The sequence below is a fragment of the Lentzea sp. NPDC037011 genome, from assembly GCF_055607425.1.
In genome coordinates this window covers 189,694-204,436 of sequence record NZ_JBVJRT010000013.1, presented here as the reverse complement: position 1 = coordinate 204,436, position 14,743 = coordinate 189,694, and the positions used below count along the sequence as shown (strand labels likewise).

15 protein-coding genes are annotated in these 14,743 nt (G+C 70.3%); 5 read left to right on the top strand and 10 right to left on the bottom strand.

The window, feature by feature from the left end; all coding sequences use genetic code 11:
- Together ACZ7CH_RS34165 and ACZ7CH_RS34160 are read right to left on the bottom strand one after the other, a co-directional pair.
- Positions 1-999, bottom strand: a complete 999-nt coding sequence (locus ACZ7CH_RS34165) for a CaiB/BaiF CoA transferase family protein (protein ID WP_360397458.1) — start codon at positions 997-999, stop codon at positions 1-3.
- On the bottom strand, positions 996-1,304 hold the full coding sequence (locus ACZ7CH_RS34160) for an antibiotic biosynthesis monooxygenase family protein (RefSeq protein WP_360397456.1): 309 nt from the start codon (positions 1,302-1,304) through the stop codon (positions 996-998). Before ACZ7CH_RS34160 ends, ACZ7CH_RS34165 begins: the two co-directional genes overlap by 4 nt.
- A gap of 94 nt (positions 1,305-1,398) precedes the next feature.
- On the opposite strand from ACZ7CH_RS34160, the gene ACZ7CH_RS34155 reads away from it, so the two are divergent.
- A complete protein-coding gene (locus ACZ7CH_RS34155) occupies positions 1,399-2,175 on the top strand; it encodes a cyclase family protein (RefSeq protein WP_360397377.1) in 777 nt (258 codons plus the stop codon).
- 180 nt (positions 2,176-2,355) lie between these two features.
- Here ACZ7CH_RS34155 and ACZ7CH_RS34150 read toward each other — a convergent pair whose 3' ends face one another.
- The 8 genes from ACZ7CH_RS34150 to ACZ7CH_RS34115 all read right to left on the bottom strand — a co-directional run bounded on the left by ACZ7CH_RS34150 (position 2,356) and on the right by ACZ7CH_RS34115 (position 8,910).
- Complete coding sequence (locus ACZ7CH_RS34150) at positions 2,356-3,273, bottom strand: acyltransferase domain-containing protein (RefSeq protein ID WP_360397375.1); 918 nt, start codon at positions 3,271-3,273, stop codon at positions 2,356-2,358.
- Between the two features lie 64 nt (positions 3,274-3,337).
- The gene (locus tag ACZ7CH_RS34145) at positions 3,338-4,552 is read right to left on the bottom strand and encodes a ketosynthase chain-length factor (protein WP_360397373.1); all 1,215 of its coding nucleotides are present in this window, start codon (positions 4,550-4,552) and stop codon (positions 3,338-3,340) included.
- A complete protein-coding gene (locus tag ACZ7CH_RS34140) occupies positions 4,549-5,817 on the bottom strand; it encodes a beta-ketoacyl-[acyl-carrier-protein] synthase family protein (protein ID WP_360397371.1) in 1,269 nt (422 codons plus the stop codon). The genes ACZ7CH_RS34145 and ACZ7CH_RS34140 overlap by 4 nt, the downstream gene beginning before the upstream one ends.
- The gene (locus ACZ7CH_RS34135) at positions 5,814-6,527 is read right to left on the bottom strand and encodes a beta/alpha barrel domain-containing protein (protein ID WP_360397369.1); all 714 of its coding nucleotides are present in this window, start codon (positions 6,525-6,527) and stop codon (positions 5,814-5,816) included. The genes ACZ7CH_RS34140 and ACZ7CH_RS34135 overlap by 4 nt, the downstream gene beginning before the upstream one ends.
- Positions 6,528-6,713: a hypothetical protein gene (locus tag ACZ7CH_RS34130; protein WP_360397367.1), complete on the bottom strand. Its 186-nt coding sequence runs from the start codon at positions 6,711-6,713 to the stop codon at positions 6,528-6,530.
- Between the two features lie 13 nt (positions 6,714-6,726).
- Positions 6,727-7,662, bottom strand: coding sequence for an aromatase/cyclase (locus tag ACZ7CH_RS34125; protein ID WP_470371829.1), 936 nt, complete (start codon positions 7,660-7,662; stop codon positions 6,727-6,729).
- A gap of 28 nt (positions 7,663-7,690) precedes the next feature.
- Positions 7,691-7,942, bottom strand: a complete 252-nt coding sequence (locus ACZ7CH_RS34120) for an acyl carrier protein (RefSeq protein WP_360397363.1) — start codon at positions 7,940-7,942, stop codon at positions 7,691-7,693.
- A gap of 158 nt (positions 7,943-8,100) precedes the next feature.
- Positions 8,101-8,910, bottom strand: a complete 810-nt coding sequence (locus tag ACZ7CH_RS34115; RefSeq protein WP_360397361.1) for an AfsR/SARP family transcriptional regulator — start codon at positions 8,908-8,910, stop codon at positions 8,101-8,103.
- Positions 8,911-9,120: 210 nt separating this feature from the next.
- Between ACZ7CH_RS34115 and ACZ7CH_RS34110 the strand changes: the two genes are divergently transcribed.
- The 4 genes from ACZ7CH_RS34110 (at position 9,121) to ACZ7CH_RS34095 (ending at position 14,591) form a co-directional block, all read left to right on the top strand.
- A complete protein-coding gene (locus tag ACZ7CH_RS34110) occupies positions 9,121-9,309 on the top strand; it encodes a hypothetical protein (RefSeq protein ID WP_360397359.1) in 189 nt (62 codons plus the stop codon).
- Positions 9,306-11,567: a TOMM precursor leader peptide-binding protein gene (locus ACZ7CH_RS34105; protein ID WP_458433783.1), complete on the top strand. Its 2,262-nt coding sequence runs from the start codon at positions 9,306-9,308 to the stop codon at positions 11,565-11,567. The genes ACZ7CH_RS34110 and ACZ7CH_RS34105 overlap by 4 nt, the downstream gene beginning before the upstream one ends.
- Entirely contained in the window at positions 11,564-12,235 is a 672-nt protein-coding gene (locus ACZ7CH_RS34100; RefSeq protein WP_360397355.1) for a hypothetical protein, read from the top strand. The genes ACZ7CH_RS34105 and ACZ7CH_RS34100 overlap by 4 nt, the downstream gene beginning before the upstream one ends.
- Positions 12,236-12,332: 97 nt before the next feature.
- Complete coding sequence (locus ACZ7CH_RS34095; protein WP_470375802.1) at positions 12,333-14,591, top strand: sensor histidine kinase; 2,259 nt, start codon at positions 12,333-12,335, stop codon at positions 14,589-14,591.
- Positions 14,592-14,743: the final 152 nt, after the last annotated feature.

Sequence of the window (14,743 nt, the reverse complement as noted above, 5' to 3'; positions counted from 1 at the left end):
CTAGTCGGCGGAGAAGCGCGGCGCAGGAACGGCGGCACCGTCCGGGGTGAACACCCCGCGCGCCACCAGGTGCGGGTGCGACGCCGCCTCCTCCAGCGACAGCACCGGTGTCACGCAGGCGTCGGTGCCGGCGAACACGTCGGCCCACTCGTCGCGGGTCCGGCTCAGGAACACCTCCGCGAACGCCTTGCGCAGCAACGGCCACCCGTCCCGGTCGAGCTGCGCGGGCAGGTCCTCGCCCGACAGCCCGAGCCCGGCCAGCAGCAGCGCGTAGAACTGCGGCTCCAGCGACCCCACCGCCACCGAACCGCCGTCCGCGCACTCGTAGAGCGAGTAGAACGGGCAGCCGCCGTCCAGCAGGTTCGCGTCGGGGGCGTCGGTCCACACCGACTGCGCCTTCATCGACCAGATCATCTGCGCGAGCGAGGCCACCCCGTCGACGATCGCCGCGTCGACGACCTGGCCGCGGCCGGTGCGCTGGCGTTCCCACAGCGCCGCCAGCACGCCCAGCACCAGGTACAGCGAGCCGCCGCCGAAGTCACCGACGAGGTTCAGCGGTGGTTTGCCGATGGCGTGCAGCACCCCGGTCACCGACAGGTAGTTGATGTCGTGCCCTGCGCGCTGGGCCAGCGGGCCGTCCTGGCCCCAGCCGGTCATCCGCGCGTAGACCAGCCCGGGGTTGACCGCGAGGCAGTCGGACGGGCCGAGCCCGAGCCGTTCCAGCACACCGGGCCGGAAGCCCTCGACCACCACGTCGGCCGAGGCGATCAGCGACAGCACCTCGGACCTGCCCGAGGCCGACTTCAGGTCCGCGGTCACCGAACGCCTGCCGCGCAACAGGAAGTCGCGGGAGGCGTCCGGCACCACGGACAGGCCGCCGGACGGGCGCTCGACGCGCACGACCTCCGCGCCGAGGTCCGCGAGCAGCATCGCGCCGTGCGGACCGGGCCCGATGCCGCCGAACTCGACGACCCGCAGGCCCTGCAACGGGTTCATCAGGCCGCTTCGGCGACGGGCGCGTCGAAGGACAGCCGCGGGCCGAAGATGGCGCCCTGCGACTCGGCCAGGCCGCGCATCGCCTTGGCGTGGTTGCCGAAGTCCGGGTGCGCGAGCGCCGCGCGCAGGGCGTCCGCGCTCTCCCAGAGGGCGATGTTGATGTAGGAGGTCGGCTCGTCGAGCTGGCGCGACAGCGTGTACTTGACCAGACCGGGCTGGGCGCGCAGGAACTCGGCCGTGGAGTCGAAGGCCTTCTCGAACTCCTCGGGCTCGCCGGTGAGCTTGAAGCGGTTGACGAAGGTGATCATCGCGAGGCACTCCCCAATCGGACCGGACACCTGCGAAGACCATGCACACCGCGTCTTGAGACGTGCTCAAGGAACGCCCGCCAGGCTCGTCGGCATGCGCATCATCGATCTGTCTTCCCCCATTGACGCATCCGCGTACGAAGCGGACCCGGTGACGCACGAGGTGCTCACGGCCGCCCAGGGTGCCGAACACATGGCCGAGCAGCTGAAGGCGCGGCTCGGCATCGAGTTCGACGTCTCCGTGCTGCGGGACTCGGAGTTCCTGACGCTGGACCGGATCAGCCTCACCTCCCACACCGGCACCCACGTCGACGCTCCCAGCCACTACGGCTCGAAGACCACCTACGGCACCGGCGTCCCGCGCCACATCGACGAGATGCCGCTGGAGTGGTTCCACAACCCCGGCGTGAAGCTCGACGTGCGCGGCCACGGCACCGGCGTCATCGGCCCCGAGGTGCTGGAGAAGGAGTTCGCCCGCATCGGCTACACGCCCAAGCCGATGGACGTCGTCATCCTCGACACCGGTGCTGCCGAGCACGCGGGCACCCAGACCTACTTCACCGACTACACCGGGCTCGACGGCCCTGCCACGAACCTGTTGCTGGACCTCGGGGTCAAGGTGATCGCCACCGACGCGTTCAGCCTCGACGCGCCGTTCCCCGACATCGTGAAGCGCTACCTGGCGACCGGGGACGAGGGCGTGCTGTGGCCCGCGCACTTCGCCGGCCGCGACCGCGAGTACTGCCAGATCGAACGCCTCGCGAACCTGGACGCGTTGCCGGACTTCGGTTTCACCGTCGTCGCGTTCCCGGTGAAGATCAAGGGTGCCGGCGCGGGCTGGACGAGGGCCGTCGCCCTTCTCGACGACTAGCTCTCAAGTGAGAGCTGAATCACCATACCTACCGTGAAGGTATGGAAAACAACGAAATATGGCCACCGGAGAACGAAGACCACATCGTCCGCGGGATCGACTGAACGCCGCCAAAGGGCCGCCCTTCCCCCAGGAGTCACTCCGGGAGAGGGCGGCCCTTTTACGTCTTGGGAACCGTTGTCACGCGAGGCGGGCGCGGGCGGTCTCGACGGAGTCCGCGGCGTCCAGCAGCGGCAGTACTGCCGAGGCGCCCGACCGGACGGCCTTCGTGCGCCGCGCGAACGACGTCAGCGTCTGCCCGGGACCGGCCTCCACCAGCAGCACGTCGTGCATCGCCACGAGCTCGTTCAGCGCCGGCCCGAAGTACACGGCGTCGGTCAGTTGCCGCGTCCAGAACCGCGCGGACGACGCGTCGGCCTCGGTCATCAGCTTGCCCGTGTACCCGGAGTAGAGCGGCAGCCGCGGCGCGCGCGGGGACACGGTCCACGCGGCCAGCGCCTCGTCGACGGCGGGCTGCATCGCCGGACTGTGGAACGGGGTCGTGGCCGGCACGGTGACGACGACGTACTCATCGGCCTCCAGCCGCGCCCGCACCCGCGCGAGCGGTTCGTCGGGCCCGGCCAGCATCGTCTGCCGCGCCGAGTTCACCGCGGCGATGGCGACGTCGCCCTCCAGGTACGGCAGCAGGTCGGCCTCGGAGGCGGCGACGGCGAGCATCCCGCCGGACGGGATCGACACCGCCGACACGACCCGGTCGCGCACCAGCGACACGGCCTCGGGCAGCGTGAACACCCCGGCCAGGGTCGCCGCGACGACCTCGCCGGCGGAGTGCCCGATCAGCGCGACCGGTCGCACGCCCCACGACAGGACCAGGCGCCCCAGCGCGTAGTCGACCGCGTACAGCAGCGGCTGCGCGCGCGACACGTGGTCGATGTCGTCGCCGGCGAGCCAGTCCGCGCAGGCCACCGACCCGACCTCGCCGAACAGCTCGACCACCTCGTCGACGGCCGCGGTGAACACCGGTTCGGTGCCGTACAGCGACGCCGCCATCCGCGGGTACTGCGACCCCTGCCCGGGAAACATCAGTGCTACGTCCACAGAAAGCCTCCAGAAAAGCGACAGGGGCCGCGAGGAAGACCTCACGACCCCTGTGCGGGTGACATCACCTGTACTCGCGGACCACCATGGCGGAGTTGAAGCCGCCCTTGCCGCGCCCGAGCACCAGAGCGGCCTTCACCTTGCCGTGCCGCGCCTCGTTCATCACGAGGTCGATCTCGTACTCCGGCACCGGGTTCTCGACGTTGACGGTCGGCGGGATCGCGCTCCAGTAGATGGAGAGGATCGCCGAGGCCACGTCCAGGGACCCGCCACCGGCGAAGAGGCGGCCGGTCATGGTCTTCGGCGCCGTCACCGGCACGCCGTACGGCCCGAAGATGGCCTTGATCGCGTCGGCCTCCGCCTTGTCGAGCTCCGGGATGCCCGCCGCGTCGGCGAACACCACGTCGATCTCCGAGGCGTCCATGCCGGCGTCACGCAGCGCCAGCTCGGCGGCGCGCTTCAGCCCCGGCTCCCGCGACGGCATCTTCGAGTCGAACGTCGAGGCGTACCCGACGATCTCGCCGTAGATGCGCGTCCCCGGCCGTCCCGCCGCCGACTCCGGCGTCTCGACGACCATGATCGCACCGCCCTCACCGGCGACGTACCCGGAGGCGTCGCGGTCGAACGGCAGGTAGGCGCGCTTCGGGTTGTTGTTGCGCGACAGGCAACCCGACGCCTGGTGGGCGACCCACGCCCACGGGCACAGCGAGGAGTCCATGCCGCCGGTCAGCGCGAGCTGCACGCCCTTGCGCAGCTGCCGGCGGGCGTGACCGATGGAGTCGATGCCACCGGCCTGCTCGGACACCACGACCGCGCCGGGACCGCGCGTGCCGTGCCGGATGGAGATCTGCCCCGTGTTGACCGCGTAGAACCACGCGAACGACTGGTACGCCGAGACGTACTCCGGGCCCTGGTGCCACAGCTTCTGCAGTTCGCGCTGCCCGAACTCGTACCCGCCCGCCGTCGCCGCGGTGATCACCGCGATGTCGGTGTCGGGGATGTCGTTCGGCTGCACACCCGCACCACGCAACGCCCAGTCCGTGCCGACCAGTGTCAGCCGCGTCATGTGGTCCGTCTGCGGCAGCAGGCGACCCTGCAGGTGCCGCCCTGCCTCGAAGCCTGGCACCTCGCCGGCGATCTTCGCCCAGTAGTTCGCGCTGTCGAACCGGGTGATCGGCTTGATCGCCGCCTCACCGTGCAGGGTCGCCCGCCAGTACGCGGTCGGCCCCAATCCGTTCGGCGACGCGATGCCGATTCCCGTCACCACCGCCCGAGTCACCGGCCTGCCCCTTCCACCTTCTTGAGCACCATGGCGCTCTGGAACCCACCGAAACCACTGCCCACGGTCAGGAGCGTGTCGACCTTCTTCTCACGCGCCACCAGTGGCGTGTAGTCGAGGTCGCACTCCGGGTCCTGCTCGTGGAGGTTCGCCGTCGGCGGGATGAGGTCCTGCTCGAACGCCAGCAGCGAGCCGACGATCTCCAGGGACCCGATCGCACCCAGCGAGTGCCCGATCATCGACTTGAAGCCGGAGACCGGGGTCTTGTAGGCGTGCGCACCGAGAGAGCGCTTGAACGCCGCTGTCTCGTGCAGGTCGTTCTGCTTGGTGCCCGACCCGTGCGCGTTGATGTAGCCGACGTCCGTGGCGTCCGACCGCGCCTGCTTCAGCGCGATGTTGATGGCGTCGGACATCTCGATGCCCTCGGGGTGCAGGCCCGTCATGTGGTAGGCGTTGCACCGCGAGGCGAAGCCGGCGACCTCACCGTAGATGTGGGCGCCGCGGGCACGGGCGTGCTCCAGCTCCTCCAGCACGATGATCGCGCAACCCTCGCCCAGCACCAGGCCGTCGCGGGTCTTGTCGAACGGCCGGCACGCCGTTGTCGGGTCGTCGTTGCGGGTGCTGGACGCGCGGATCACGTCGAAGCACACCACGGTGATCGGGGAGAGCGGGGCCTCGGTGCCGCCGGTGACGACGACGTCCGCGGAGCCCTCCATGATCAGCTCGGCCGCGTAGCCCACCGAGTCGAGACCGGAGGTGCAGCCCGTGGAGACCACGGACACCGGCCCCTCGGCACCGACCGTCCACGCCAGCTCCGTCGCCATCGAGGACGGCGTGAAGTAGTCGTAGAGGTGCGGGACCGCGTAGGACTGGTCGACCTCCCAGTACTTGCCCCGGTCGGAGCCGACGATGAACTCGCGCTCCAGCGAGGTCGTGCAGCCGACTGCGGTGCCGAGCGAGACACCGATGCGGCCGGGGTCGAGCTGGTCGAACTCGATGCCGGAGTCGGACATCGCCTCACGACCCGCGACGACCGCGAACTGCGCGGCCCGGTCGAGCCGGCGGATCTCCTGCGGCGTCAAGCCTTCGCGCACTGGGTCGAAATCTGCTTCCCCCGCCATGCGGGAGCGGTACGGAGACGCGTCGAAGTGCGTGATGTTGCGAGTCGCCGTACGCCCTTCGGACAGCAGTTTCCAATACGCCTTCGTTCCGATGCCACCAGGTGCGACCACGCCCACCCCGGTGATGACGGCGCGACGACTCATCGGACACCTCCAATCGCCTTCTGTGCGGACACGGTCTGCTCCAATCTCGGACAGGGCACGGGAGCGACACCTGTTTCTGCCGAATGAACCGATGGTGAAACGGCCCGATCGAGGCCACCTCGAACGACGGCGTAGGACCCCTGTACGAGGCCGGCCCCCGCATCGGCCGCGAACAGCTGCTTCGCGGCCGCCGCGCCGTCGTCGTGACAACCAAATCCAAGGGGCACACCGGTTTCCGCGACCGAGGAGATGATCTCGCCGATCTGGTCCGGCCACAGCTTGCCCGCTGTGTCGTGCAGCAACACGGTTTCCGCCCCAGCCTCCGCGGCCGACAGCACGACCTCCAACGCGTGTTCGGGGTCGGTCAGCCAGCCGTCGAAGAAGTCCCGCGCCTCCACGACCACTCGTCGTTCGGCGCGCACGAGCTGACGCACGGCGTCCCGGACCACCGAAATGCCGTGCCCTTGGACAACCACCGCCACCGCGGGTGTTTCCGCGGCCAGCAGTGCGTCGAGGTCCTCCGCACCGCCCGACGCGATGAGGGTGGCGATCCGCAACCGGAGCTCGACGGCCGCCCGGCGGTAGAACGACCGGGTGGGTCTTCCTCCGTCGACGAACGCGACGCCGAGCGCGTCGAGGCGCCGCACCGCGACCAGCCCGTCCGAGGTGGACCGGCCGGCGCGGCGCAGCGAGATGTCGTAGAGCTCCATCTAGAACCCCGACAACAGCACTCGGGAGGCCTCGATCTCGTACGCGCAGTGCCCCACGTCGGAAGGGCAACCCCTGCGCTGGTGCTCGACCGCGGCCTTCTCCAGGTACGTGGAGACCACGTAGAGCCCGTTGCGGCTCGCAGCGCGTGCAGCGGCGGTGAGCAAGTCCGCGCCAGCCAACCTCATCACGTCACCCCTGTCATCCGTTCTCGGCGAATTCCTTCGCGTGCCGGAGGGTCGTGAGGCTGTTGGTGCCCAGCGCGTGGCGGATCAGCTCTCGGGCGCGCTCGATCGTCCCGTCTGCTCCCAGCACCTCGGGAACCACCTCGGACCGGATGACGACCGTGTGGTGCGAGGTCGCCTCGATCCCGGCCTCGACACCGTCGCCGATGTCGCGGAACGTCCACCGGCCGACGTGCGCCGCCATGATCGGCGGCGTGTGCGTCTGCTTGTAGACGATGCCGTCGTACGGGGTGCAGACCCGCACCGAGTGCGTGGTGTGGATCGACCCGTCCGGGCTGCGCGTGTCCATCTCCATGGACTGCACACCGGTGACGGCCTCCGTGAGGTCCAGCCGGGCGACGTGCGGCAGGCGCTGCGGCCACAGGTCCGACCGGTACAGGAACTCGTAGACGTCCTTGCGGCTCGCGTGGATCGTGATGCTGTCGGAGAACGACAGCACCAGCTTGTCGTAGTCGTCGCCGTACTCGGCCGCCCGCTTGAGGGCGGCGAGCTCGGCGTCGCTGTTGTTGTTGACGGCGGTCAGGATGAGGTCGACCGCCTCGGGCTGCGCCGCGGTGAAGTGGTGGAGCAGATCGACCCGGGTCGCCGAGTCGGCGATCGGGACGATCCGCCACTCCCCACCCATCGTCTTCACCGGTGCGGCAGAGCGCTCCTGCTGGAACTCGATGCGCAGGTTCGCCGGGTCCAGCTCACGGCGGGACGTCCACGTGCGCACGTCACCGTTGGCGAAAGCGTGCAACCGCAACCGCTCGGTCGAGCCGTCCCGTTCGAACACCTCGGCGTGCACCGTGGGTCCGAAGATGTACGGCCAGGTCGTCACGTCCGCGACCAGGTCGTACACCACCTTGGCGGGAGCCCCGATCATGACCGTGTGCGTGGTGGTGTGCGTCATGTCCGTCTCCGTATCCGAGTCGCCGGCGTCAGGCCGCGATCTGCCCGTTGACCTTGTCCAGCAGCTGACGCGGTGTCTCCAGGTACGCCATCTCGTCGTCGGCGATGGCGACCCCGTGCTTGCGCTTGATCAGCGCGACCGTCTCCAGCAGGGCGAGCGAGTCGAAGCCCAGCTCGAGGAACGGGATGTCGAGAATGTCCTGGCCCTGCTTGAACGAGTCGTCGTCGCCCGCGGCCTCGTTGAGGATCTCCTTGAGGCCCTCGATGCTCAGTGCGCTCACGGCTAGCTTCCTTTCCTCCAGCGGGCGGTTTCCGCGCGCCCACCAGTGAGGTTGCCAGCGCGCGGCTGTGCACCGCTGGAGATGTCCTCGAAGAAGTTGTTGCCGCACAACGAAAAACGGCCCCCGTCACAGGGTGACGGGGGCCGTTGGAACGACACTCAGGCCAGAAGTCGTTGCAACTGGCGGGTTTCCGCGCTGTCCAGCCGCGGGTCGGACGTGAGGATGGCGTGCTGCAGCCCCTGCAGCCGGGACGAGGGCTCGACGCCGAGCTCCTCGATCAGGGTGTTGCGCAGCGCCTTGAACGCGTCCAGCGCCTGCCACTGCCGGCCGGCCCGGAACAGCGAGATCATGTACTGCGCGCACAGGTTCTCGTTCATCGGGTTCTGCACGGTCAGCACGGACAGCTCGCTCAGCAGCGACTTGTGCCTGCCCAGCCGCAGCTCGGCGTCGATGCGCGCCTCGAGCACGCCCAGGCGGGCCTCCTCCAGCCGCACGACCTCGATGCTCAGCGGCATGCCGGGGCGCACGTCGACGACGGCCGGGCCGCGCCACATCTCCAGCGCCTGGCGCAGCAGCCGGGACGCGGAGGCGAAGTCCTCGACCTCGCTCGCCTGCTGGCCGGCGCGGGCCAGGCGTTCGAACTCGTGCACGTCGACGGCCTCCTCCGGCACGTCGAGCAGGTAGCCGCCGTACCGGGTGACCAGCACCTCCTTCGCGGCGTTCGCACCGTCGGCGGAGAGTGCGTCGCCGATGAGCTTGCGCAGCTGCAGGACGTAGGTCTGCAGGGTGGTGCGCGCACTGCGCGGCGGCCGGTCGCCCCAGAGCTCCTCGATGAGGGTAGGGACGGACACGACCTGCCCGGAGTGCAGCGCGAGCAGCGCCAGGACCTGCCGCGGCTTGGCCGCGGTGGGCGTCACCGAGCGACCGTTCACCTTGGCCTCGACGGGCCCCAGGACCTTGATCTGCATCGCGACCCCTCCTTCGGTTCCGAGCACACCGTTAGTCTGCTCGGCCCAACGCGCGGGCGTTAGTGCGGAGGTCCCCGATCTCAGATGAGTTCGACCCATGACGGGTATGAAAACTTCATACCGCTGCGCATTAGCCGGTAACTACCGACCCATTACCGCAGGTCCGCATGATTACCCACATCAGCCGACTCGCAAACATCGGAGATGCAGATGTCCGCCACCGCCACCGTGGAGCACCTGGCTTCCGTCAGTCCTGCCACCGACGACTCCGACGACATGAAGATCTACCAGTTCGACCGTGAGGCCTCGATGGACATCATCATCTGGAGCTGCTGCAGCAGCGGCACCTGCGTCGTCGGCAGCCAGTACACGGCCTACGACGAGGTCCTCGCGGCATGAGACACGAGCTGGCCGAACCGGGCGACGAGAAGATCGGTTTCAAACGACACCTCCAGCCGCAGATCGTGCGCGGTGAGGCGGTGTACCTGATCGGCGAGTCAGGGGTGACCGCTGTTGCGGGGACCCACGTCGAAACGCTCGCCCACCTCCTCGACGGCACCCGCGACCTCGCGGGCCTGCTGCGCGACGTCCCCGCCGAACTGACCGCCGACAAGGTGGCGCGCATGCTCGAGCGCCTCACCGCCGCCGGCCTGATCAGCAGGCGGGGCGGCCAGGACGGTTCGGCCGGCACCGAGGCCGCGCTCGCCTACTGGGACGCGGCGGGCCTCGACCCGTGTGACGCGGTGGCGGCGACGACGACGTCGCTCGTCTCCGTGGTCGCGGTCGGCGACATCGACCACGAGCCGCTCGAACGGGCGTTGCAGCGCAACGGACTCGCGATCACCCCGGGCGGTGGTGACCTGACCGTCGTCGTCTGCGCGGACTACCTGGCACCGGAGCTGCGCGAGATCGACGCGGCCCACCGCGCCGCGGGCATCCCGTGGCTGCTGGTCAAACCGGTCGGCGCGCAGGTGTGCGTGGGCCCGTTCTTCACCCCCGGCGACGGGCCGTGCTGGCGCTGCCTGGCCGTGCGGCTGTCGGCCAACCGCAAGGCGGAGGCCCACATCCGGGCCCGCTGCGGGCAGACCGGTCCCGCGCCGCGCCCGGCCATCGGGCTGCCGTCGCTCGTGCACATGGCGCTGGAGACCGCCGCGGTCGAGGCCACCAAGTGGCTCGCCGGCCTGCGGCCACCCGAGCAGCGGTCCATCTGGAGCTACGACAGCCTGACCATGAAGGTCACCCAGCACGAGGTGCGGGCCCGCCCGCAGTGCCAGGGCTGCGGTGACCCCGGGATCGTCGCCCGCAGGACGTTCGAGCCGGTCGAGCTGTTCAGCCGCGTGAAGCGCTCCTGCGACGGTGGCGGCCACCGGTCGTCGTCGCCGCAGGAGGTGCTCGACACCTACCGGCACCTGGTCGGCCCGGTCACCGGGATCATCAAGGAGATCCGGCGCAACGAGACGGGGCCCGCATTCTTCAACTCCTACCAGTCCGGCACGAACATCGCCGCGGCCGGCGAGGGCCTTGAGGGCCTGCGGTCGGCGTTGCGCGCGGACAGCGGCGGCAAGGGCGTGACGCCGCTCGACGCCGAGGTCGGCGCGCTGTGCGAGGCAGTGGAACGCCGCAGCGGCGCGTACTTCGGCGAGGAGGCCGCGGTCCGCGGCAGCTACCGCTCGCTCGGCACCGCCGCACTGCACCCCGACGCGGTGCAGCTCTACCACCCCCGCCAGTACGCGACCCGGCAGGAGTGGAACGCGGACCACTCGTCGTTCCAGCACGTCACCGCCCCGTTCGACGAGGACGAGGTGATGGACTGGACGCCGCTGTGGTCGCTCACCGGTCAGCGCCACAGGTTCCTGCCCACCGGCCTGCTCTACTTCGGCGCCCCCTGTCCGCCGAGTGTCACGTCCAACTCCAACGGCTGCGCCGCGGGCAGCAGCGTGGAGGACGCGGTGCTGCAAGGCCTGCTGGAACTCGTGGAACGCGACGCCGTGTCGATCTGGTGGTACAACCGCACGCCGGTGCCGGGCATGGACCTGGACGCGTTCGGCGACCCGTGGATCGACGAGCTGCGCGCGGTGCACGCGGGCCTGGGCCGTGAGGTGTGGCTGCTCGACGTCACCTCCGACCTCGGCGTGCCCACCATGGTCGCGGTGTCCCGCCGCACGAGCGGGCCGCGCGAGGACATCATGTTCGGCTGCGGCGCGCACCTGGACCCGCGGCTGGCCGCGCGCCGGGCGCTCACCGAGCTCAACCAGTGCATGCCGATGGTGTGCGACCCGGTCGACATGTGCCGGTTCGACGTCGACATGCGGCGCTGGTTCGAGACCGCGCGCCTGGCCGAGCAGCCCTACCTGGCACCGGACCCGGACGTACCGGCCCGCGCACCGCGGTTCCACACCTACGTCCACCGGCCGGACCTGCTCGACGACATCCGGGCGATCCAGGACGTGCTGGAGGCGAAGGGCATGGAGCTGCTCGTGCTCGACCAGACCCGTCCCGACGTGGGACTCCCGGTGGTGCGGGTGGTCGTGCCGGGACTGCGGCACTTCTGGTCGAGGTTCGCTCAAGGGCGGCTCTACGACGTACCTGTACAACTGGGACGACTGGCCCGGCCCAGGAGTTACGACGAGCTCAACCCGATTCCCTTGTTCATGTGAGCACCTTGCAGAGCGGAGGCGCCGTGGTGACCACGCAGTCGCACGTCCCGTCCGGGCGCCCGCTGTGGTCGCTGCTGGAGGACGCCTTCGTGGACGAGGGGAGCGAGACGCTGACCGTGCACGGCCGGTGGGGCGCCATCGAGCTCGCGGACACCAGTCCGCTGGTGCGCGAGGCGCTGCACCGGATGAGCCTCGGACCGGTCGCGCTGGAGAACATCTCGGCGCTGCACGACAACTTCGTGCGCTGGAAGACCGGTTCGGGGCCGTGCCTGATCTGGCGCAAGCTCAAGAGCACGCTGGACCAGCTGGGCGGCTGCGTCGTGCCGTCGCTCGGGCTGAACGACGGTGCCGGCCCGATCCTGTCGGTCGTGGCGGTGACCGGTGACGCGGTGTTCACGCTCCCGCACCTCGGTGAGCGCGCGGTCGTGGGCGTGCGGCCGGGCACCGAGATCGAACGGCTGAACGGCGACCAGGCCCTGGCGTGCCCCGGTCAGCCCTACCAGGTGATCCTGCACAGCGCGCCGGCCACCGAGATCACGAAGGCCCTGCTCGCCGCCGACAGCACCGTCGTGGAGGTCGCGGAGGCGCTGCAGGTCGACGCGGAGCTGGTCGCCGACGTCGTCGCCTACCTGGCCGGTGCGGGGCTCGTGGTCGCGACAGAGGGCTGAACGGGTCATGTTGCTCCGATCGGCGAGCCGGAACCCGGGACCCGCACAGGTCCCGCCCGTATCATGGCCGCGTCCCGAACCTCGTGTGGGAGCCGCTGTGACGCAACGACTGGAACGCTCATCGGTGTCCCGTCGTCTGGCGTACGTCGTCATCAGCGTGGTCTTCGCCAACTACCTGGGCAACGCGTTCATCTCCGTCCTGCAGACCGGTGTGGAGCCGGCGTGGACCGCGGGTGCGCTCGCCTGCCTGCTCGCCATCGGGTTCCTGCAGCTGCGGGTGTTCTCCCGGCCGAGCGCGAACCTGCGTTCCGGCAAGGCCTACCTGGCGCTCGGGGCGATGGCGGCGCTGGTGTACGCGCCGATGCCGCTGCTGCACTCCGCCTGGGCCGGCATGCCGGGGTTCTTCGCGGGCAGTGCGCTGCTGGTGCTGCCCGGCCGGGTGCGCTGGGTCGTCTTCGGCGTGGTCGCGCTCAGCAACGGCGCGATCCAGGCCGCCTACGTCGACAGCCCGTCCTCGCTGGCCTACTACGTGCTGTCACCGCTGGTCGCGGGCCTCGTCGTGTACGGCCTGTCACGGCTCCCGTCGCTGGTCAAGCAGCTGGAGACGGTCCGGTCCGAGCTCGCGGAGCTCGCCGTGTCGCAGGAGCGGCTGCGGTTCGCGCGGGACCTGCACGACCTGCTCGGGTTCAGCCTGTCGGCGATCACGCTGAAGGTGGAGCTGGCGCGCAGGCTGATCGGTGAGCAGACCGAACGGGCGTTGCGCGAGCTGGCCGAGGTGCTGGGCATCGCCCGCGAGGCGTTGACGGACGTTCGTGCGGTGGCGTCGAGCTACCGCGAGCTGTCGCTGGCCGACGAGATCGAGTCGGCGCGGTCCGTGCTCACCGCGGCGGGCGTCGCGACGACCATCGAGACCGACCTCGCCGAGCTGTCCCCGCGCTCCCGGACCGTGCTCGCCACGGTGCTGCGCGAGGGCGTGACGAACCTGCTGCGGCACAGCGAGGCCACCCGCTGCACCATCACCGTCTCCGGGACGGGGCCGGTGGTGTCGATCGACATCGTCAACGACGGCGCCACCGCCGAGGTGGGCACCGACCGCGGCAGCGGCCTGGCGAACCTCGCCACCCGCGCCACGGCGATCGGCGGGTCGCTGCGCGCCGAGGTGGACGCCGGCACCCACCGGTTGCACGCCGAGGTGCCGGCCGAGCCGCGGCCGGAGGAACCGTCGCGGACCCGCAGGTTCGCCGGAACGCCGATGGCGACCCGGTTCGCGCAGGTGCTGTTCACGGCGGTGGTGGTCGGCTACGGCCTGATGTCGCTCGCGCAGGTGGCGTTCGACCTGCCGCGCATCGGGCTGCCGGGCATGGCGGCCGAGGTGCTCGGCACCGCGGGCGTGGTCGGGCTGGTCGTGGCGGTCGTGGGCCGTCCGCACAAGCGGCTGAACCTCGCGAGCACCGTCGCCGTGCTCGCCGGCCTGGCCGTCTGCGTGTACGTGCCGGTGCTGCTGTACGGGAACGCGCTGATGAGCGTGCCGGGCTTCCTCGCGGGGTCGGCCGCGCTGCTGCTCCCCCGCCCGTACGGCTGGGCGGCGTTCCTCGCGGTCGTCGGCGGCCAGTACTTCGTCTACACCGCGACCGGGTTCACCGGTGCCTGGGTGGCGTACGGCATCATCGCCGCGACGAACCACGGGCTGGTGCTCTACGCGTTGACCCGGCTGCGGTCGATGGTGACCGAGCTGCACGAGGCGCGCGAGGAGCTGGCCACGGCGGCGGTCGCCCAGGAACGGCTGCGGTTCGCACGCGACCTGCACGACCTGCTCGGCTACAGCCTCTCCGCGATCACGCTGAAGAGCGAGCTCACGCACCGGCTGGTCACCCTCGACCCCGGCCGGGCCCGGCAGGAGCTCTCCGAGGTGCTGGAGATCTCCCGGCAGGCGCTCGCGGACGTGCGGTCGGTGGCGCTGAGCTACCGCGAGCTGTCGTTCGACGAGGAGACCCAGTCGGCGCAGGCGCTGCTGACCGCGGCCGACATCGCGGTCACCGTGCGGATCGACGCGTGCGACGAGCTGCCCAAGGACGTGAAGGTGACGCTCGCGACCGTGCTGCGCGAGGGCGTGACGAACCTGCTGCGGCACAGCAAGGCCGAGCACTGCGAGATCGTGCTGTCGAGCTCGCCGGAGCTGGTGCGGATGGACATCGTCAACGACGGCATCCCGGAGACGGCGTGCAGGTCGCGGGACGGCAGCGGCATCGGCAACCTCACCACCCGCGTCCGCGCGCTCGGCGGTGACCTGCACGCGGGCCTGCTGCCCGACCAGAAGTTCCGGTTGCGCGCGGAGATCCCGCTGCCGGTCAGCTGAGGCGGCCTCCGCTCGGTCTCCCGTCGTTCGGCACCTGATCACCTCGGCCGCACACCGGAACAAGTGGACATGCGATCGGCGGGTGACCTGCGTGCAGGTCACCCGCCGAGGACAGCGCGTCTACCGGGAGCTCACCGGGGTCCGGCTGCCGG